This window comes from Cobetia sp. MB87, assembly GCF_011319755.1.
In the GTDB taxonomy this organism is placed as follows: Bacteria; Pseudomonadota; Gammaproteobacteria; order Pseudomonadales; family Halomonadaceae; genus Cobetia.
Map to the genome: position 1 here is coordinate 98,608 of NZ_VFBC01000010.1, position 21,045 is coordinate 119,652.

General features: G+C 60.6%; 12 protein-coding genes. 1 reads left to right on the plus strand and 11 read right to left on the minus strand.

Annotated elements, in window-relative coordinates; all coding sequences use genetic code 11:
- Positions 1-10: 10 nt before the first annotated feature.
- The 5 genes from astA to fabV all read right to left on the minus strand — a co-directional run bounded on the left by astA (position 11) and on the right by fabV (position 5,883).
- Complete coding sequence (gene astA / locus CDPAHKCJ_RS12125; RefSeq protein ID WP_166020030.1) at positions 11-1,042, minus strand: arginine N-succinyltransferase; 1,032 nt, start codon at positions 1,040-1,042, stop codon at positions 11-13.
- Positions 1,042-2,103 (minus strand): arginine N-succinyltransferase, encoded by a 1,062-nt coding sequence (locus CDPAHKCJ_RS12130; RefSeq protein WP_166020043.1) that lies wholly within the window; start codon positions 2,101-2,103, stop codon positions 1,042-1,044. The genes astA and CDPAHKCJ_RS12130 overlap by 1 nt, the downstream gene beginning before the upstream one ends.
- 23 nt (positions 2,104-2,126) lie before the next feature.
- Positions 2,127-3,347 carry an aspartate aminotransferase family protein gene (locus tag CDPAHKCJ_RS12135; RefSeq protein ID WP_166020031.1) on the minus strand — a complete coding sequence of 407 codons (1,221 nt, stop codon included), beginning with the start codon at positions 3,345-3,347 and terminating at the stop codon, positions 2,127-2,129.
- 156 nt (positions 3,348-3,503) lie between these two features.
- Positions 3,504-4,505 (minus strand): GlxA family transcriptional regulator, encoded by a 1,002-nt coding sequence (locus CDPAHKCJ_RS12140; protein ID WP_205700863.1) that lies wholly within the window; start codon positions 4,503-4,505, stop codon positions 3,504-3,506.
- A 175-nt stretch (positions 4,506-4,680) separates the two neighbouring features.
- The gene (gene fabV / locus CDPAHKCJ_RS12145) at positions 4,681-5,883 is read right to left on the minus strand and encodes an enoyl-ACP reductase FabV (RefSeq protein ID WP_166020032.1); all 1,203 of its coding nucleotides are present in this window, start codon (positions 5,881-5,883) and stop codon (positions 4,681-4,683) included.
- A 350-nt stretch (positions 5,884-6,233) separates the two neighbouring features.
- Between fabV and CDPAHKCJ_RS12150 the strand changes: the two genes are divergently transcribed.
- Positions 6,234-6,647 (plus strand): hypothetical protein, encoded by a 414-nt coding sequence (locus tag CDPAHKCJ_RS12150; protein WP_166020033.1) that lies wholly within the window; start codon positions 6,234-6,236, stop codon positions 6,645-6,647.
- Between the two features lie 175 nt (positions 6,648-6,822).
- On the opposite strand, the gene CDPAHKCJ_RS12155 is transcribed toward CDPAHKCJ_RS12150, so the two are convergent.
- From CDPAHKCJ_RS12155 to CDPAHKCJ_RS12180, 6 genes are all read right to left on the minus strand, one after another.
- Positions 6,823-7,491 carry a transglutaminase-like cysteine peptidase gene (locus tag CDPAHKCJ_RS12155; protein ID WP_166020034.1) on the minus strand — a complete coding sequence of 223 codons (669 nt, stop codon included), beginning with the start codon at positions 7,489-7,491 and terminating at the stop codon, positions 6,823-6,825.
- 22 nt (positions 7,492-7,513) lie between these two features.
- Positions 7,514-9,463 (minus strand): EAL domain-containing protein, encoded by a 1,950-nt coding sequence (locus tag CDPAHKCJ_RS12160; protein WP_166020035.1) that lies wholly within the window; start codon positions 9,461-9,463, stop codon positions 7,514-7,516.
- 66 nt (positions 9,464-9,529) lie between these two features.
- Entirely contained in the window at positions 9,530-10,837 is a 1,308-nt protein-coding gene (locus CDPAHKCJ_RS12165) for a TolC family outer membrane protein (protein ID WP_200017613.1), read from the minus strand.
- A 33-nt stretch (positions 10,838-10,870) separates the two neighbouring features.
- The gene (locus CDPAHKCJ_RS12170) at positions 10,871-12,253 is read right to left on the minus strand and encodes an HlyD family type I secretion periplasmic adaptor subunit (protein ID WP_054555704.1); all 1,383 of its coding nucleotides are present in this window, start codon (positions 12,251-12,253) and stop codon (positions 10,871-10,873) included.
- Positions 12,246-14,420, minus strand: coding sequence for a type I secretion system permease/ATPase (locus CDPAHKCJ_RS12175; RefSeq protein WP_240916794.1), 2,175 nt, complete (start codon positions 14,418-14,420; stop codon positions 12,246-12,248). The genes CDPAHKCJ_RS12170 and CDPAHKCJ_RS12175 overlap by 8 nt, the downstream gene beginning before the upstream one ends.
- Before the next feature lie 97 nt (positions 14,421-14,517).
- Positions 14,518-21,045 (minus strand): VCBS domain-containing protein (locus CDPAHKCJ_RS12180; RefSeq protein WP_166020037.1); only part of this gene is annotated, 6,528 nt, incomplete at its 5' end.

The following is a 21,045-nucleotide window of genomic DNA, read 5'->3' on the forward strand; positions in this document are numbered from 1 at the left end:
GGCGGGCGCTTCAGCCGGCCAGCACGCGCAGCATGTCACCGCCCGTCACGCCGAGGCGCTCGGCCTCATCACGGTGAAGGCGCACATGGCAGCCACCCGCGTCGTCCCGGGTGACGTCGTGACTGATCCAGCTGGCATGGAAGCTTTGCATGTCAGTGGTGGCGGCCATGCTTGAGGGACGCTCACAGATCGGCGCGTTCCCTTCGATCAATTCGACGCATGCCAGCTGACTGTCGCGCACCGCACGTACATCATCGATATAGGCCTCGACCGTCGGGCCGCCATCAAAGATGTCGACGTAGCCTTCCCAGCGCAGCCCTTCCTTCTTGAGCATCGCCACCGCCGGGCGCGTGTGCTCGTGCACCTGACCAATGGCGGCCCGCGCCTGCTCGGACAGGAATGGCGTGTAGATCGGAAACTTGGGCATCAGCTCACCGATGAAGCTCTTCTGGCCCATGCCGGTCAGGCGATCTGCCTCATCGAAATCCATCGGGAAGAAGTGGCTGCCCAGACACTCCCAGAACGGGCTGCGCCCTTCGGGGGTGAAGACACCACGCATCTCGGCCAGCACCTTGTCGGGGAAGGCCGCGCGGAACTGGGCCATGAACAGCCAGCGCACCTTTGAGAGCAGCGCGCCGTTGCGATCCTTGCGCCAGTCTTCGCGCAGAAACAGCGAGCAGACCTCGGCATCGCCGGTGTGATCGGAGCACAGCGTCAGCGTGTCCAGGGTGCGATGCAGATCGAGCTGCACCGAGGAGTGCGCCAGCGAGCCGAGGCGGTAGTGATAGAACGGTGCATCGGTACCCACGCAGGCCTCGATGGCACAGCAACCAGCGATGCTGCCATCGCGCTCATCCTCGAGCACGAAGAAGTACAGGCGATCGTCGCTGGGCTCACGGCCTTCAAAGGCCGCCAGAGTGCGCTCGATCTTGGCACTGAGAAACTCATGATTGTCCGGCAGCGAGGTGAAGCCGACGCCGGTTTCCCGTGCCAGTACCTTGAGACCTTCGATATCGTGTCGAGCGATAGGACGAATACGCATTACAGCTCTCCCTCGTCGACCGTAGGCAACGGCATCGGTACCGCAAGCACCGCACGCCCCTCTTCCACTCCCAGTACTTCGGCCTGCTGCTGCGTCAACATCAACTGGCCAGTCGGCGTCAGCGCATAGCGAGCCAGCACGCAGCGGAAGCCACCGAGACTCTGATTGGCGACCATTGCCGGCACGGCGTCCGGCAGGCTTTCCTGCGGACGAATGCGCACCGGGTGCCACCCGCACTGCTTGAAGGTGTGCAGACGTTCAAACTCCGCCAGCAGCAAGGGGCCGGCATCGAAGATGTCGACATGACGCGAGCGCGAGAAGCCCTCGGCGAGCATCTCCTGCATGGCGTACTCATGGCGCGGATTCTCACGCCCGATGGCGGCACGCGCCTGGGGCGTCAGCAGCGGCAGATAGAGCGGGAACGGCGGCATGACCTCGGCAATGAAGCTCTTGGAGCGCACGCCTGCCACCTGATTGATTTCATTGAAATCACGATCAAAGAAGTGCTGGCCGACACTGTCCCAGAACGGGCTGACCTGACGCTCGTCGCGCGTTTCCAGATAGCCCGGGAAGGCCACCGCCAGTTCATTGGCGAAGCGTTCCGGGTACTGGGCGATGAACATCAGGCGTGCGCGACGCAGCAGGCTGTCCGCATCCGTCTCGCGGTAGCGGGCATCCAGCGACAGCGCACACAACAGCGTGGCATCCGACACTTCATGCGACAGCGACAGCGTCTGCACTTCGTGGCGCACGTTGAGCTGCTGCGAGGCGTGGATCAGCGTTTCCTGGCGGTAGGTGTAGTAGGCCTCCCGCGCACCAGCTTCAGCGCGCAGGGAGGCAGTCCCGACCACTTCGCCGCTGTCGAGATCTTCCAGCACGAAGCAGTAGATCTCGTCGCCGGGGAAGTCGATCTCGGCACGCAGGCTGCGCTGGGAGCGCAGAATGCGCTCCTCGAGGCGATCACGATGTGCCGGCAGATTGGTCAGGCGTGGCGTGGCCGTGGCCGCGAGCCGCTCGAGGGCGAGCAGATCGCGGCTTTCGGCAGGCCGTACCACCAGCATCGGGGCACTGCTCATGGCGCTGCTCATGCAGATGCAGAGGCGGCGATGAAGCTCGCCACGGCGCGGTCGAGCTTGTCGAGACCGCTCTGGATCTCTTCCTCACTGATCACCAGCGACGGCGCCAGACGCAGCACGTCAGGGCCGGCGATCAGCACCATCAAGCCTTCTTCCATCGCCAGGTTGAGAATGTCCTTGGCACGCCCGGCGTAGTCCGGCGCCATCTGGGCACCGATCAACAGGCCCATGCCACGCACTTCCTTGAAGACACCGTGACGCTTGGCGATGCCTTCCAGACCGTTGCGCAGCAACGCGTGGCGGTGTGCGACGCCCTCGAGCACTTCCGGCGTATCGATGGTCTCGAGCGCCGCCAGACCCACGGCACACGCCAGCGGGTTGCCGCCATAGGTGGAACCGTGAGTGCCGATGGCCATGGCCGGTGCGATGCGATCGGTGGTCAGCATGGCGCCCAGCGGGAAGCCGCCGCCGATGCCCTTGGCGGTGGTCAGGATGTCCGGCACCACACCGAAGTGCTGGTAGGCGTAGAGGTGGCCAGTACGTCCGGCACCGCTCTGGACTTCATCGAAGATCAAGAGCGCATCGTGCTGGTCGCACAGCTCACGCAGTCCTTCCAGGAAGGCCTGCTCGCCGGGGATGATGCCGCCCTCGCCCTGCAGCGGCTCGACGATGATCGCGCAGGTGTCATCGCCCATCAGCTCGCGCACGGAGTCGAGGTTGTTGAATTCGGCGTGCTGGATACCCCCCGGAATCGGTCCGAAGCCCTGGGAGTACTTGGGCTGGCCGCCGACGCTGACGGTGAAGAAGGTACGGCCATGGAAGGACTGACGGAAGGAGATGATCTTGTCCTTCTTCTCGCCATGGGTGTCGTGGGCGAAACGGCGCGCCAGCTTGAGCGCGGCTTCGTTGGCCTCACCACCGGAGGAGCAGAAGTAGACCTTGTCGGCGAAGGTGCGCTCGGTCAGCGCCTTGGCCAGCGCCAGTGCCGGCTCATTGGTGTAGACGTTGGACAGGTGCCAGACCTTGTCGGCCTGGTCCTTGAGCGCCTTGACCAGCGCCGGATGGCAATGACCCAGCGAGGTGACGGCGATGCCACCGGCGAAGTCGATGTACTCGCGACCTTCCTGATCCCACAGACGGCTCCCCTCGCCGCGTACCGGAATGGCAGCCTGGGGTGCGTAGTTGGGCACCATGGCATGGTCGAAATCGGCACGGGTCAGCTGGGTCATCGTCTCTTCCTCATCGCGGGGTCTTGGCGTGGCCGGCCGATGATCGGCGAGCCACGGGTCATGACACTCGAGTATAGGGAGGCGAGATGACAAAGACTTTCAGCGAAAGGACGATGACTTATGTCAGGAGACGGCTTTCAGTGACACTGACGCGCCTCAGACCTGCAGCATGAGACGTTCGTCGCGGGGGCTGCGCCCGAAATGGTTGCGAAACGCCGTGGAGAAGTGAGCAGCGCTGGAAAAACCGGTAGCCAGCGCGATCTCGCCGATCGGCTGATCGCTTTCACGCAGCAGCTGGCGCGAACGCGCCAGACGCAGATCCAGATAGTAGCGGCTGGGCACCGCCTGCAGATGCTTCTTGAACAGCCGCTCCAGCTGACGCCGTGAGATGCCGAGATGCTCGCCGATCTCGTGGGTGGACAGTGGCTCCTCGATATTGGCCTCCATCAGGGTCACGGCCTCGACCAGAGGTTGCGGCGCATGGGCGAAACGGTTCTTGAGCGGCACGTGCTGTGGCTCGTCCGCCAGCCGGATGCGCTCGCAGACGAAGTGCTCGGAGACCTTCTCGGCCAGCGCGCGGCCATGCTGCTGGGCGATCAGCGTCATCATCATGTCCATCGCCGCGGTACCCCCGCCGCAGGTGACACGATCGCGGTCCAGCTCATAAAGCTGATGGGAGACGTTGACCTGCGGGAAGTCGCGGCGGAAGGATTCGGCGCGCTGCCAGTGAATCGTCGCACGATAACCATCGAGCAACCCGGCGCGCGCCAGTTCACGGGTTCCTGTCGAAATACCTCCCAGCATCACGCCGCGCTCAGCCAGACGCTTGAGCCAGGCCAGCAGCGCGGGATTCGAGGCCACCTCCTGTAGGCCCGCCTCGCCCGCCGGCTGAGCACCGCATACGAACAAGGCGTCCAGATGGCGCGAATCACTGGCGACCAGGCTGTCCGGTGACAGATTCAAGCCCGCTGCGGACGCCACGCCTCGTCCATCCAGTCCGAAGGTGACGGCCCGATAGAGCGTCTGCCCTGCGAGCTGGTTGGCCACCTGCAGGGGCTCCAGCGCACAGGCCTGGGACAACAACGAGAAGCCGGGCAACAGCACGAAGCCGATCTGGCGTTGCTGGGCCTGGGGAGAAACCAATGAATCCACGGGCATGGGTGTGTGTCGAGGTCCATCGCGTGAGGGTGGGGAAAACCTGCCGCCATATTGTGCCATGCCTCTGGCACTTGTGCCTGGCCCGGACTGGCATGACGCTCAAGATGAGGCCGCCACATACGACGACGCCACCCCGAAGGATGGCGTCGTCGTGCATCACAGCTTTTATCCGTGCTTACATCTGCACGACATCGAATTCGACGTCGGTGGCGACATCAGCATCGTAGTCGACGTCGTCACGGGTGAAGCCGAACAGCTTCAGGAATTCCTGCTTGTAGCTGGCGTAGTCGGTGATGTCGAACAGGTTGTCGCTGGTGACCTGCGGCCACAGTTCCTGACAGGCCTGCTGGACGTCGTCCTTCAGCTCCCAGTCGTCGAGACGCAGACGGCCGGACTCGTCGGTGGCGATCTCGCCTTCGCCATAGAAGCGCTCGGCGTAGAAGCGGTTGAGCTGCTCGATGGTGCCTTCGTGCAGGCCCTTCTCCTTCATGATCTTGTAGACCATGGAGATGTAGAGCGGCATGACCGGGATCGCGGCGCTGGCCTGGGTGACCACGGACTTGAGCACGGCCACGTGGGCACGACCGCCCTTGGCGGACAGCTTCTCGTGGATGCTGCCGGCGGCGCGGTCCAGATCTTCCTTGGCGCGACCCAGCGCACCGTGCCAGTAGATCGGCCAGGTGATCTCGGTACCGATGTAGCTGAAGGCGACGGAGCGTGCGCCCTCCGCCAGCACGCCGGCCTCATCCAGCGCCTGCATCCACAGTTCCCAATCCTGACCACCCATCACGGTGACGGTATCTTCGATTTCCTGCTCGGTGGCCGGCTCGACCTCCGCTTCGATGATGGTGTCCTTGTTGGTGTCAATGGCGGTCGCGCGGTAGGTCTCGCCGATCGGCTTGAGCACGGAACGCTTCACTTCACCGCTGTCCGGCAGTTTGCGCACCGGAGAGGCCAGCGAGTAGACGACGAGGTCGACTTCGCCCATGTTGGCCTTGATCAGCTCGATGGCCTTGGCGCGTGTCTCGTGCGAGAAGGCATCGCCGTTGATGGCCTGGCTGTAGAGTCCTTCCTGCTTGGCGAACTTGTCGAAGGCGGCAGAGTTGTACCAGCCTGCGGTACCGGCCTTCTTCTCGGTGCCCGGCTTCTCGAAGAACACGCCCAGGGTGTCCGCGCCATAACCGAAGGCTGCCGTGATGCGTGCCGCGAGGCCATAGCCACTGGAAGAACCGATCACCAGCACCTTCTTCGGACCACCGTCACGCTTGTCACCGACTGTCTTGCGGGTGATGGCGATCTGCTCGGCGACATTCTGCTCGCAGCCCTTGGGGTGTGTGGTGGTGCAGATGAAGCCACGAACCTTGGGTTTGATGATCACGTAAAGAACCTCGTTTGCTGTTGGCCCGGCGTGTACCCGCCGATGCGATACTCGCTTCACCCTGACAGCAGGCAATGGCCGTCCTTGGGTGGTGAAGCGTATCGTGAAATAGGGCGTTCGAATCCCGTAAAGCAGGCTCAGTGCCAGCTCATGGGCGCTATTCTAGCGGCTGTCGGCGACGCTGTCCGCCCTGCCGTCATGATCCGCCATCTGCCTGCATATCACTGGAGCCAGCCGCGGCAGCTGCCGTATCATGTAGACCTTTTCACGTACTGCCATTCCACTGCCGTCCTGCATTCGCCGCTGGTTGCCAGCCGCACTGTCCGACAGGCTCTGCCCAGGATGTTTTCATGAACGATCAGAACGCTCACCTCGCCCCCGATGTGGCCGCCCTGCTCGAGCGCCGACAGGACATCTGGCTGGCGCTGTCTCCACTGTGGCTGGAGCGCGACCCACGTGAAGCCGAGTATCAGCACATGGCAGAAGTCGTCGAGGCCCAGGGACTGAGCTTCCAGGAACTGGAAAAGCTCTATCGCCTGGAGATGGCGCCGGTACTGGTACGAGAACAGGTCAGCATGACGCCAAACTTCAAGGGTTTCGATGACAGCCAGCTGCTGTCACGCCTGCTGCAGCATACGCATCGTCTGACACGTGGCCGGCGCATGTTCTGGCTGCTGTTTTCGGGGCTGGCCACGATGCCGAGCCGCCATCGCTACGGCAATCTGCTCGAGATTCTGCACCTGCGCGGCAATACGCCCCGCTAGCGCACACCCCGCCATCTGCACGGGGCAGCTGACGAGGGCGCTGACCAGCAACGCCCGAATGACAAGACACCCCGCGACCGGAAGGCCACGGGGTGTCTTGTCGTGCTGTAGTGCTTAGGCAGTGCTTAGAGCAGAGCTCAATCGCCATTCCTCGAGGGGGCTTTCGCCGCCGGACTCATGGCCGTTTGTGGCGCGGCACTCTCAGCACTCCTTGTGCACGGCGCTTCTGCCAATCAGACAGACTTGAAAGGCCTTGGCTGTCACTGATGCGCTTGCCCCCATCCAGACGTTTGCTCATCCACAGCGCACTACCATTGAAACTGTAGATAGGCAGCAGGTCCGTGCGTTCACTGGCCGGCAGGATGGAACTGTTCAAGTTGTCCAGTACATCAGGATTGCGCGTATTGACACCCTGATAGGTCACGACCATGTGGAACTGGTTGAGGCTGAGCGCCTTGACGTAGTGCAGGCGCAGGCGATCTTCCGGTACGCCCAGCTCGCGCAGGGTCAGGTACTTGGCCATGGCGAAGTCATCGCAATCACCGGCCCCGGCCCCCAGAAACTCCTGCGGCGTCGCCCAGTAATCGGTTGCCCCCCAGACACTGAGGTCATCGGTGAAGTTGAGACGATTGAAGAAATCATTCACTTCACTCAACTGGCGCCTGACCGGCGCGCCCTCCAGCCGCTGCAACAATTGCTGCCATTGCTGCACACGATTCCAGCCACCTGTCCCGTAGATCTGGATGAACTGGCGGGAATCCACCGCCTGTGCCAGACCCGCACCGAGCGACAACGCCAGCAGCACCCCGACCGCAAGACCCTCCCACCAGCGGCGATGATTCATGTCGAGGCACCCTGAATGTCACTTAGCGAGGCATATCTTCTGCCGGATTGGCGGGCCTTGCCATGACATCGACTGCCGGTGATACGAAGCCCTGGTAGCCATCTGCGCCCAGCGACATTGCCCGCTCCTGGTCCGCCTCGGACTCGACGCGGGTCACGATGACCTGCGACTCGACCTGGTGCGCCGTCATGCACAGACTCTGCAACAGCTCGGTGTCGACATCTTCGCGCTTGAAGAACGCCTGGTCGATCTTTACGTAATCAGGCCGCAGCGCCGACAGATAACTGAGTTCCTTCAGCTCTCGGGCGAAGCGGTCGATGCCGCCCCGCGCGCCCAGTCGACGAGCATGCCGGAACAGCATCTTGATACGCTCCTGATGCCTGAGGGCAATGCTTTCGGACACCTCGATATCCAGACGCTTGCACAGGCGCGGATGCGCCGCCAACCAGTTGAGCAGACCAATATAACTGGCTTCATCGTCGAAGGTTTCTTCGGTCAGATTGAGCGCCAGCCTGGGCACTTCGATCCTGTCGATATAGGACGCTAGCCACTCCAGAGCGCGCAGATCGAACTGCGCCCCCATGCGGAAATGGCGAATCACGGGCAGGAAATCACCCGCACGATGCAGTTCATCACCATCGCGCAGACGGGCAAACAGCTCGCGGTGGAGCTCGCCACCATCATTGAGCAACACCGGCTGGGCAACGAAGTCGAGTCCCTTGGGGGAATCCAGAGCCTTTTCGATGATCTCGCGCCACTCGCCTCGCGGACGCGCACGGCCACCCGCAGGGGCCAGTTCCACGCCCGACCCCTGCTCGATGGCCTGACGAAGCGTGGCATCTGCAACGGCAAACATCTGGGTGCGCTGCATGCCCGGCTCACGCCGAACGGCGCCAAGGGCACAGTTCTGCGGCGGAATGTCCACCAACGGATTGGCATCCAGCAGGTTGTCGATATCCTCCGCCAATAGCGTGAGAAACTCCTGAAGTCGAGTCTCGTCAGTTTCCGGCAGCAACAGGCCGAAATCACTATTGGACAGACGCGCGGCGATGATCGCCTCACCCGCCAGTTCGCGATCTTCCAGCTTGCGCGCAATGGCTTTCACCAGGGCGTCACGCCCCTTGTAGCCCTGCTCGCGATACACCACCTCGATATGTGAAACGCGCAGCAGTGCGAAGCTGCCACCCATTGGCTCGCTCAGCCACTCATCGACCGCTCGATTCAAATAGCCGCGATTGCCAAGCCCCGATACCGAGTCTTCTTCCGCCTGGCGCTGCAGGCGCGCCAACTGCGCGGCCTGAGCCTCGAACTGGGTCTGCAGGCGCTGACCAAGACGATTGACCGCCGAGGTGATGCCCTTGAGCTCCGCCACCCTGGTCTCTTCCAGCGGCGCATCGAAGCGCTGGGTCTCCATTTCATTGAGGCGAGACGAGAGGCGCTCCAGCGGGCGCAGCAGACGGCGCATGACCAATGAGGCAATCAGCAGCGTGATCAGCCCCCCCAGCAACAGCCACAGCGCCAGACGCTTGGCCAGCTGCCAGAGCTGGTCATAGCCCTGGGCAGATTCGCCGGTCAGGCTGATCGTGCCCAGCGACGCCCAACCACCGGGCAGCTCGCGGCTCGCCGATTCCACCGGCATGGGGATCAGGTCACGAAACCATTCCGGTGCCAGGCTCTCACGCACGACATTGAAAGCGATGGGCGTCGCGATGGCCACGCTCTCCAGTCTGGCATCGCGCACATGGCCACCATCCACCGTGGCACGCATCAAGGCTTCGGCACTGGCGGCATCGCCAAGCTCTACATGTGGCACCAGCGCGAGACTCAAGCTCTGGGCGAGATTCGAGAGTTCGACGCGTTGTCGTTCGGCCAATGCATCACGGGTGTTGTTGACCTGGATGAAGAAGATACCGAGGGAGAACCCCAACAATACCAGCAACATCAAGGTAAACAGGCGGCGCGAAAGACTCATCTGATTTCCTCATCAACCATCAGCATGGCAACGGCGCTTCCAGTGTGCGGAAGCGCTGTGGTTGGCTTAGCCCTGTTGTTGGACGGGGACGGCAACACTCATGGAATCCAGCAGAGCGCCGGTCGCCGACAGCAGGCGATAGTTGGCGGTTTCCAGATCAAAACGGGCGCGAATCAGGTTCTGTTGAGAGGTGAACAACTCACTCTCACTGTCCAGAAGGTCCAGCAATGTGCGGCGCCCGATATCGAATTGCTTGCGATAACTCTCGCGGGTATCAGTCGCGGCACGCACATAGCTTTCCAGGTAATCGATCTGGCGCTTGAGGTTCTCGCGGGCATTCCATGCCAGACGAATCTCGTCACGCACATCGCGCATCACGCGATCATTGTCGTGCTCGACCGCTTCCAGCGCTGCCTGACGACCGCGGATCTCGGATTGATCACGACCACCACGATACAGGTTGTAGCGCATGACCAGTTCGACGCTCCAGTCATCTGACTTGCTCTCGTCCTGATCATAATCATTGTCCAGCGTGCGATTGCCTTCGAGACTGAACTCGGGGTAGTTATCGCCCTTCTCGGCATTCACTTCATGACGTGCAGCGTCAATGGAGACCCGCGCTGCCGCCAACAGCGGGTTGCGCTGATTGGCCTGTACATAGGCGCTCTCGACATCCTCGCTGAGCAGGCTGGTGTCGATGCCCGGCATGCTGAGGTCCGACGGCATCTCGCCCACCAGACGCAGATAGGCAGAGCGGGAGTCCTCGAGATTGTTGATCGATGAGAGCACGCTGGCTTCGGCATTGGCCAGACGACCATCCACCTGACGCACGTCACTGCGCGCACCAAGACCGGATTCCGCACGCCGCCCGATATCATTCGAGATGCGACGGTGAGCCTCGAGATTGGCTTGTGCATACTTGAGAATCAGCTCATCACGCATGACCTGCAGATAGGCACCGGCCGTATCCAGCGCGATGTCATTGGCCTCGGCCGCGACCTGCAGGCGCTGGTAGTCCGCCTCTGTCTCGGCCTGACGGATGCGCTCGATTGTCGTGTTACCGTCCCAGAGCAGCTGACGGATGGTCAGATCAAGACGCGTGTAATCGTGCCAGTCGTCATCATCATTGACGCCGTCATCTTCCGAGTCGAACTTGCCATAACCCAGGCGGCCGGTCAGATCCACCGTCGGGCGATACGCCCCGCGCTGGGTTTCCGCTTCCTCGAGTCGCTGGATGTGACGTGAAACCTGAATGCGCGTGCGCGGGTTTTCCATTACCGCTCGGGATACGGCCTCTTCAAGAGTCGCAGCCGAAGCCTGAACGCCAAACCCCATCCCTGCGGCGATGCTCAACGCCAAGAGTGTCTTTTTCATTATGAGTTACCCTCGAATACATCAAATCCTTGATCAACGTTCACGCAAGGCACCTTGCCTGGCGCGCAGAATCGGCTTCATCAAATATTGCAGTACGGTCTGATTGCCAGTGATCACATCGACGCTGGCCTGCATGCCCGGGATGATCGTGAGCGGATCCGAGTCACTTCCAAGGTGGTTCTGCTCCGTCAGCACCTTGATCTCGTAGAAACTGTTGCCTTCTTCATCCTGCACAGTATCCGCACTGATCTGATCGACCTTGCCTTCCAACCCACCGTAGATGGTGAAGTCGTAGGCAGATAACTTGACGACGGCCGGCTGTCCGATTCTCAGGAAGCCGATGTCCTTGGGAGCGACTCGCGCCTGAACCAGCAGCTGATCCTCGATGGGAACGATCTCCATCAGGTCTTCCCCGGGCTCGATGACGCCGCCTATGGTATTGATATTCAGCGTCTTGATGGCGCCCTGAACCGGAGAGGTCACCAAAGTACGATCGAGCCGGTCCTGAAGACTGGTGCGCCCCTCACGCAAGCGGCCCAGATCCGCCTGAGTCTTGGCGAGCTCTTCCGCGGCACGCGAGCGGAATTCCTGCGCGACGCCGACTCGGTTCGAGATGGCCTCATCCAGTTCCGATTGCTTGCCCGGCACGGCCAGGCGCGCCGATTCAAGATCCCCTCGCAGGTCGTTGACCTCACGCTGGATCTTGAGAAGGTCCACCTGAGAGACCACGCCTTCACGCACCAGCGGGGCCGTCATGCCGAGCTCGCGACGCGACAGTTGATAGCTGCGCTCGAGACTGTTGATGCGCGATCTCAACTCACGCAATTCCTGCTCCTTCTGCAGTATCTGCTCGCGCGCGCCATTGAGGCCACTGTTGAGCTGATTCAGATGTGTGCGATATGCGGTCATCGCACGCGATACCAGAGCGGGACTGCGCGCCTTGAATTCTTCGTCGAAGGGCAACTCGATATTCTTCACGCTCACCTGATCCTTCCAGGCATCCGCGGAGGCGTTGACCTCGATGGAATCAAGTTCGGTGTCGTACTGCATGATGGTGGCCTGCAGGCCATCGAGGGTCGAGACACGCTCGCGCAGATCGGACCCTGCACTGGTGTCGTCGATGCGCAGCAGTGGCTCCCCCGGCGAGACGACCTGACCTTCCTTGATATAGATCTCGCGCACGATACCGCCTTCCAGGTTCTGCACGACCTGCAGGTGCGTCGAGGGCACGACCTTGCCGGAGCCGCGCGTGACGACCTCCAGACTCGCCTGGCTGGCCCAGATGATGAAGATGACCACGAATGCGAGCACCATCCAGATCAGGATGCGCGACTTCCAGGGAGTCGCCAGCAACACGGCCGAGCTGACATCGTCGAGATGGTGAAGGTCACGCTGCTCAATCGGTGCCTTAGCCACGATTCACCTCCTGCTTGCGCCCGGCGACACGGCCTTCATTCAGGGCGCTCAGCACCTGCTGCTTGGGCCCATCGGCGACGATGCGCCCTCCTTCCATGACGATGACGCGGTCTACCACGTCGAGCATGCTGCTCTTGTGAGTGACCAGCACCAGCGTCTGACTGCGCGGCAGGGACTTGAGCATTCTGCGCAGCCGCAGCTCGGCGCGATTGTCCATGTGCGAACCAGGCTCATCGAGCAGCAAGAGCGGGGGACGCATCAAGAGTGCGCGTGCCAGCAAGACTGTCTGACGCTGACCGCTGGAGAGCATGCGTCCGCCTTCACCGACCTGACGGTCCAGACCTTCGGGATGATGACGAGTGAATTCGGTCACACCTGAGGCATCAGCCGCGAGTTCGACCTGTACATCACTGGCGTGTGGTTGGCCAAGAGTGATGTTGTCGCGAATGGAGCCGAAGAACAGTGAACTGTCCTGGCCCGCATGGCCGATATGCCGACGTACGTCGGCGGGGTGCAGCTGATTGAGATCCAGCCCATCAATGCGAACGCTGCCCGCCGTGGCGCGATACAGGCCAGAGACAAGACGCTGCAAGGTACTCTTGCCAGCACCGATACGCCCGATGATCGCGATCCTCTCACCTGGATTGATGGTCAGTGAGATATCCGATACGGCAGGCGGCGTATTCGGCGCATAGGCAAAGCCGACGCGATCGAATTCGATACGCATCTGCAGGTGCTCGCGGTGAACGTAACGACGATCTTCCGACTCTTCCGGCAATGCCATGATCTGCTCAAGCGCATTCATTGCACTGCGAGTCTGGCCGATGCGCGTGATCAGCAACGCCAACTGCCCCAGCGGCTGCAACGCACGCCCGGACAGCATGACCGCGGCGATCAAGCCACCGACAGACAGGCGTGCATCCGCGATCAGATAGACCCCGAACACGACCAGCGCCACCGTGGTGGCCTGTGTCAGCGACATGCTCAGCGAGCTGACAGAGGTCGTCAGATTGCGGCTTTTCACCCCCCAATGCGCGATCTGCCCGACGGCGCGTTCATACCGGCGCTGGGTTTCGCCCTGAGCATTGGCCAGCTTGAGACTCTCGAGACCTGAGACTGCTTCGACGAGGCGCGCATTGCGCTCCGTCGCCAGGCGCGACCCCTGCTCGATACTGCTGCGCAGCGGTTTCTGGATCGCCAGACTGTAGACAAGCAGGATCACGAGCGCGGCGAATGGCACCAGAACCAATGGCCCAGCCACGATCCAGATCACCAGCAGGAACAGCAGGGCAAACGGCAGATCGACCAGAGTGGTCAAGGTCGCGGAGGTAAAGAACTCGCGGATCGAATCGAACTCCTGCAGGTGCTTCACATAGCCACCGACGGAGCCGGGACGCGCTTCCATCCGCAGGTTCATGGTCTTGGAGAAGAGCTTCGAGGTCAGCAGTACCTCGGACTTCTTGCCCGCCGTGTCCATGAAGTAGGCGCGTGTCTGGCGCATCACGAAGTCAAACACCATGATGATCGCCATACCCGTCGCCAGGACCCACAGCGTGTTGAAGGCCAGGTTAGGCACGACCTTGTCATAGGCATTCATCACGAACAGTGGTGATGCCACGGCGAACAGGTTGATCAATATCGACGCCAGGATCACGTCACGGTAGATCGGCCGCGACAGCTTCAGCGTCGACCAGAACCAATGACCATCACTCTGCTTGAGCGTTTCCGGGGCGCGTTCATCAAAGCGGTGCTCCTGCTTGAGATAGACGACACGCCCATCATGACGCTCAGCCAGTGATTCGATGTCCACCAGTTCATCGCCATCGGCCTCAGGCTGATGAATCCTGGCCTTGCCTGCGTCGTTGTCGACCTCCAGCAAGACGACAGCACGCTCTTCCTTGAGTATGAGAATGCACGGCATCAGCATGTCGCTGATGGCCGTGATCTGCTGGTTGACCAGTTTGGCACTCAGATTGGCACGTGCCGCGGCACGACTGACAAGCGCCAAGGGAAGACGGCCTTCCTCCATGGGAAGACCATCGACCAGCACTGCTGCAGATCTGGGATTGCCGTGGTAACGCGCCATGAAGACCAGCGCATTGAGAAGGGGGTCGCCCTCCCTCTCGCCAACAGGCTCCGGTCTTAATGGCGTGGGTTGATCGCTCAACCTGTCCTCCTTAGTAGGGCACTTCGCAGATGTCTCTACGGCAAAGTCTAATACAACAAGGGGAGACAGCCTAAGCCATCTCCCCTACCCCAACGATTTAGCCGTCAACGTTCGTCTTGAGACTGTTGCTGTCGAGCAGAGATTGAATGATCTGCGTATCCGTGTCGCCACCTGATGTCAGGTCGACATCCTGCAGATTGATCTCTTGCGTGATATTGCTGCCGTTGGATCCATCGACACTGATCTCGATATTGGTGCCCCCTTCTCCATCTGACTCGAAATGCAGGAAGCTCGAGAGCGTATCGGCATCATCGTTGGACTGAAGCAGATCAGACAGATCGATGACATCGCCATCCGCGACACTGAAGTCAGTGATGGTATCCGTCGCCATGCCGCCTTCGCTGTTGATGTCATGACCGCTCAGCCACTGGAAGGTGTCAGCACCATCGCCGCCGGTGAGGATGTCGTTGCCGGAGCCACCAACCAGAAGATCATCGCCCTCACCACCGGACAGGATATCGTTGCCGGTGCCGCCCCGCAGCGTATCGTTGCCGCTGCCACCTTCCAGACGATCGCTGCCCACACCGCCACTCAAGATGTCATTGCCGCCCTGGCCAATCAGATAGTCCGCATAGAACGGGCCATCGCCATCGCCCGTCAGGGTGTCGTTGCCAGAGGTCCCGATCAGGACCGACAGCTTGTCGACGTCGATGCTGACACTTGAAGCGTTGGTATCCCCGTCGTTGTCGACCGTGACGTAATCAAAGCTGTCCGTGGAACGCTCACTGACATTGTCCGGTGGCGTATAGGAAAAATCACCAGTCCCCAGATTGAACAGCATGCTGCCGCCCAGTTCCGTCGAGATGGTCAACTCCAGGCTGCCTGCATCGTAGCTGCTGTTGTCGATGCCAGTGGCAGAAACAGCATTGGTATCCGGGTCATAGCTGTAGGTCGTGCCATCCACAGTGACCGACTGCAGATACCCGCCATCCGCTCCCAACAGACTGCCATCCACGGAACTGCCTGATACCAGCTGACCGCTGACAGGTGATTGGACCGTGGCAGCGAGCGTATCGTCGAGATCCTCGAAGCTGGTCACGACTGTACTATCGATATCTTCATCCGCTGAACCATCGTAGGCAATCGGATCAAGATTGGCTTCTGTGACATTGTTACCCAAGCCGATGGAATAAGACTTCACGCCATTATCGACCAGGAAGTCAGTCCAGATACCCTCTTCTATGTTGCTGATGCCAGTATCAGAGGAGTCCTGAACTGGGACCACCACCCGCTGACCATTGATAGTCGTGGTGTATTGAACGGTATCGAAGTCCAAAGAGTTGTCCAGCGCATTGGAATCACCATCAGCACCATATGGCGTACCATCCGAGAAGAAATAAGAGATGCTTTGCGCATCTTCCAATGCCCCTTCCAAAGCATAATTGTCCATCGCTTCTGCAAGCGCGGCATCGTAGTTGGTAACCCCTCCCGCTATCAGGCTATCCAGAACATCTTCGACCTCGGCGACTGTAAGCCAAGCACCGTAGGAGTCTGCCGTCGTGGAGAAGGTCACCAGATTGATACGTACATCCCCGAAATCGTCATAGGACTCAATCAACGTTTTGATCGCGCTGATAGCACTGTCCAGTCGAGATTCACCATCAATGCCATCTCTCGTCGCCATGGAGCCGGACACATCCAGCACGATAGTGAGGTTGGTATCCACCAACGTCGAGGAGAAGCTCTGTGCTTCTTGCTGCTCGGGGGCATCATCCTCGATGCCGATGGTCAGCGTGCCGGTGGAGCTTGCGCCTTCGCTATCCGTTGCGAGTACACCGAAGCCCAGAGACAGGACATCTTCCCCGTCACCCGAGTGATCAACCGCCTGACTCAGAGTGAAGGTATAGGCGCCGCTGTCATCGATGGTGACCGTCGCGACTTCATTGCCCTCGGCATCGGTTGCCACCAGAGATTGAGTGCCGCTGCCGGACCAGGTCACCGCACTGCCACCGGAGGTGATGGCCGTGGCAGGCGCCGTCAGTACCAGCGAGACACTGTCACTGTCGACATCAGTGACGGAAACCGTACCGGTGACGGTGGTGGCATCGGTGGTATCCGTGAAGCCATCAGCCGCATCACTGTCGGCGATACCGCCTTCGAGCCCTTCTTCGCTGACGCGGCCTTCAGTCGCAGTCACTACCGGAGCGTCATTCGTCCCCTGGATGGTAATGGTGACATCCTGGGTAGCTGTCGCTCCCGCCGTATCCGTGACAGTGACGGTGTAGGTCAGGACCAGTGACTCGCCTGCAGACAGGTAGTCGAAGCTTTCCCCGGCAGCGCTGCTGTCGAAGGTCCAGTTGAGCGTTCCTTCAGTGTTCTCGTCATCGATGATGGCGCCGGTGTCCACCCCCAGCAGCGCAAGCAGATCATCATTGTCCAGCGTGCCAGTATCACCATTGCTGGAGACACTGGTCACGCTCGGCGTCACGCTATTGCTGAGATCCACATCCGTCACCGACAGCGTACCGCTGGTGCTCAGCGGTGAATCCGTCTCTGTCAGGCTGGCGGCTGCACTGTCGCCACTGCTGACGCTGATCGCCGGCCCGTCGTTGCGACCATTGATGGTGATCGTCAGAGTGGTGCTGGAGGTATCACCGTCAGCATCCGTGATCACGTAGGTATAGACATCCGTGACCGACTCACCTACCGCGAGGAACTGCAGATCTTCGCGCGCTGACTGGTAGCTATAGGAGCCATCTGCTTCAAGCGTCAGCTCGCCATAAGACCCAGTGATCACAGCCGCCGCGCCATCGCTCACCGCGACGGTTTCTGATCCGGAAGTGACGGCGGTGACGGTGACCGCATCGGCCCCCAGGGTATCCGCCGTCGCAGATGAGCCGTCCACCACATTGCCGGTAACGGCAGCACTGCGATTCTCGTTCATGCTACGGGTATCAGCATTGGCTATCGGCGCGGTGTCCAGAACAGTGACATCCAGACTGGATGTGGTGCTCTGACCGGCAAGATCCGTCACCACGACAGCGAAGTCGTCAACGACACTGTCATCGCCACCGGAATGATCAGCCGCAGTGCCATCTTCCACATAGCTGTAGGAGACCACCCCGGTGTCGGCATCATAGCCAGTGACCGTCAGCGTCCCTTCGCCATCTGGATTGGAGATCACTACCGGTGAGGTGTTGGCATCCGTGATATCCACACCAGCGATCGTCACTGCCGCGATACCTGCCGCAGCTGTCACGGTAAAGGTATCGGTGACCGTACTCCCTGTCGCTTCGGTGATGGACTGATCTTCCAGTGAATTGATGACCGGCAGTGCATCATCAGTACCGGTGATCACGATATCCACTGTCGTGGTGGAACCATCGCTGAGCGTGACGGTGTACTGCTCGACAATCTCGTCGTCAGACGTCAGTCCCTGAACAGCAGCTGTGTCGTTGTCGAGTGTATAGGTCCAGCTACCGTCAGCATTGACAGTGAAGCTACCGTAGGCACTGCTGTCATCGGTCGCAGCCACGAATGTCGGCGCAACACTATCGACATCGGTCGCGGTCAGCGTGCCTGAGGCTTGTGTCACACCATCTTCGACAACAGCGCCATCATCTGTACTGATGACAACCGGGTCATCGACCGCCGTGACATCCTGGAAGCTGAGAATGGCTTCATCAATTTCGGTGCCATCCGTGATCACATAGGTGGTATCAGGCACCGGACCGTTGTAGTTCTCACCGGGCGTGAAGGTGAAGGTACCGTCAGTATTGATCAGCAGTGTGCCGACTTCCCCGAGATCCGCCGTCTCGCCCGAGTCGTAGGTATCGCCGTCAACAGTGAAGCTGATGACACTCAACTCATCACCATCGGCGTCGACGTCGTTGTTCAAGACGTTGCCGCTGACCGGAGTATCTTCCTCGACCACGATCGGACCATCGTCATAGGCCACCGGCTTGTCATTCAAACCCTGGACATTGATGGTGATGTCGGCGGTATCCGAGTCGCCATCCGCATCCAGGATGGTGTACTCGAATACTTCCTTGACGAGGTCACCGGCACCCAGTGCCTGGGCACGTACATCGTCCAGGTCATAACTGAAGCTGCCATCGGTATTGAGGGTCAGGCTGCCATAGCTGCCATCGACGGTAACACTACCCCCGTTGTCTGCCAGCAAGATGCCGTCCAGTTTCGTGATGGTCACGGCATCGGCACCAAGCTCATCCCGCCCGCCACCTACGACGCTGGAGATCACATTGGTGCTGATCACCGGCTCACCATCAGGGGAAGTATCGTCCTCACGAATGGTGTAGGTGTCATCATTGGCGACAGGCGCGGTATCCAGAATCTTGACGTCGAGGCTGTCGGTGGTGCTCTGTCCTGCCAGGTCAGTGACGACCACGGCGAAGTTGTCGAACACGCTATCATCGCCGGCCGTGTGATCCGCAGCCGTGCCATCCTCCACATAGGTGTAGGACACGGTGCCGGCATCGTAGCCCGTGATGGTCAGCGAGCCTTCATCATCAGTCGCGCCCGGAATCACGATGGGGTTATCTACTGACGCCGAAGTGATATCCGTGCCATTGATGGTGACGCTGGCGATTCCGGCATCCGCTGCCACCTCGAAGGTATCAGTGACCGTGGCACCCGTGGCCTCGGTCACTTCCTTGTCAGCCAGCGTGATGACCGGCACTGCGTCGCCCGAGCCCGTTATATTGATGGTCAGCGTGGTGCTGGAGGTGTCGCCATCGCTATCTTCCAGCACATAGGTGAAGACATCTTCCGCCGGTTCGCCCTCTGCCAGAGACTGCGTCTTGGTGGTATCCAGAACGTAGGTATAGCTGCCGTCGCTGTTGAGCGTCAGCGTGCCGTAGTCACCCGTGACCGTGGCACTGCCGCCGTCGGAAATCCCGGTATCGTTCAGTTTGCAGACCATGAACGGCGTATCTGCACCCAGGATGTCCTCATTGTCATTGGCGCCGTCGATCACGTTACCCGTGAGCTCGCCCGTCTCATCTTCATCAATATCGCGCTCATCCGGCTTGGCCGTCGGCGCAGTATCCAGAATCTTGACGTCAAGGCTGTCGCTGGTGCTCTGCCCAGCCAGGTCAGTGACGACCACGGCGAAGTTGTCGAACACGCTATCGTCGCCAGCCGTGTGATCCGCAGCCGTGCCATCCTCCACATAGGTGTAGGACACGGTGCCGGAATCGTAGCCCGTGATGGTCAGCGTGCCTTCATCATCAGTCGCGCCCGGAATCACGATGGGGTTATCTACTGACGCCGAAGTGATATCCGTGCCATTGATGGTGACGCTGGCGATGCCGGCATCCGCCTCGACTTGGAAGGTGTCAGTGACTGTGGCACCCGTGGCCTCGGTCACTTCCTTGTCAGCCAGCGTGATGACCGGCACTGCGTCGCTCGAGCCCGTGACGGTGATGGTCAGCGTGGTGCTGGAGGTGTCGCCATCGCTATCTTCCAGCACATAAGTGAAGACGTCTTCCGCCGGCTCACCCTCTGCCAGCGACTGCGTCTTGGTGGTATCCAGAACGTAGGTATAGCTGCCGTCGCTGTTGAGCGTCAGCGTGCCGTAGTCACCCGTGACCGTGGCACTGCCGCCGTCGGAAATCCCGGTATCGTTCAGTTTGCAGACCATGAACGGCGAATCTGCACCCAGGATGTCCTCATTGTCATTGGCACCGTCGATCACGTTACCCGTGAGCTCGCCCGTCTCATCTTCATCAATATCGCGCTCATCCGGCTTGGCCGTCGGCGCAGTATCCAGAATCTTGACGTCAAGGCTGTCGCTGGTGCTCTGCCCAGCCAGGTCAGTGACGACCACGGCGAAGTTGTCGAACACGCTATCGTCGCCAGCCGTGTGATCCGCAGCCGTGCCATCCTCCACATAGGTGTAGGACACGGTGCCGGAATCATAGCCAGTGATGGTCAGCGTGCCTTCGTCATCAGTCGCACCCGGAATCACGATGGGGTTATCCACTGACGCCGAAGTGATGTCCGTGCCATTGATGGTGACGCTGGCGATTCCGGCATCCGCTGCCACCTCGAAGGTGTCAGTGACCGTGGCACCTGTGGCCTCGGTCACTTCCTTGTCAGCCAACGTGATGACCGGCACTGCGTCGCTCGAGCCCGTGACGGTGATGGTCAGCGTGGTGCGCGAGGCATCGCCATCGGCATCGGTGATGCCATAGGTGAAGACGTCGATCAGCGGGTCGCTGTCATCGTTCAGCGACTGGACGTCGGCATTGCTGTTGTCCAGCGCGTAGCTGTAACTGCCGTCACTGTTGAGGGTCAGCGTGCCGTAGTCGCCGATGATCTCGGTGCCGGTCGTGTCGCTGACGTTTGCCGCAAGCGCGTCACCGTCTTCCAGAGTGCCTTTCACGACACCGGTGACCAGGGTCGGCGTGTCGCTGCCCAGGGCATCGGCGGCCGCATCGGCATCCGTGCTGTCACCGGACCCGCTGATGACATTGCCGGTCAGAGCGTCAGAGGTGTCCTCGGCGATGGTGCCGGTGTCGGCATTGGCCGTCGGGACGGTGTCGAGGATCGCGATGTCCAGGCTGTCCGTGCTGCTCTGCCCGGTGATGTCGGTGACCACGAC

Bases quoted from the DNA above. Each gene is read 5' to 3' on its own strand.
- astA (WP_166020030.1), bottom strand. From the start codon at position 1,042: ATGCGTATTCGTCCTATCGCTCGACACGATATCGAAGGTCTCAAGGTA.
- CDPAHKCJ_RS12130 (WP_166020043.1), bottom strand. From the start codon at position 2,103: ATGCTGGTGGTACGGCCTGCCGAAAGCCGCGATCTGCTCGCCCTCGAG.
- CDPAHKCJ_RS12140 (WP_205700863.1), bottom strand. From the start codon at position 4,505: ATGCCCGTGGATTCATTGGTTTCTCCCCAGGCCCAGCAACGCCAGATC.
- CDPAHKCJ_RS12155 (WP_166020034.1), bottom strand. From the start codon at position 7,491: ATGAATCATCGCCGCTGGTGGGAGGGTCTTGCGGTCGGGGTGCTGCTG.
- CDPAHKCJ_RS12150 (WP_166020033.1), top strand. From the start codon at position 6,234: ATGAACGATCAGAACGCTCACCTCGCCCCCGATGTGGCCGCCCTGCTC.
- CDPAHKCJ_RS12160 (WP_166020035.1), bottom strand. From the start codon at position 9,463: ATGAGTCTTTCGCGCCGCCTGTTTACCTTGATGTTGCTGGTATTGTTG.
- CDPAHKCJ_RS12135 (WP_166020031.1), bottom strand. From the start codon at position 3,347: ATGACCCAGCTGACCCGTGCCGATTTCGACCATGCCATGGTGCCCAAC.
- CDPAHKCJ_RS12165 (WP_200017613.1), bottom strand. From the start codon at position 10,837: ATGAAAAAGACACTCTTGGCGTTGAGCATCGCCGCAGGGATGGGGTTT.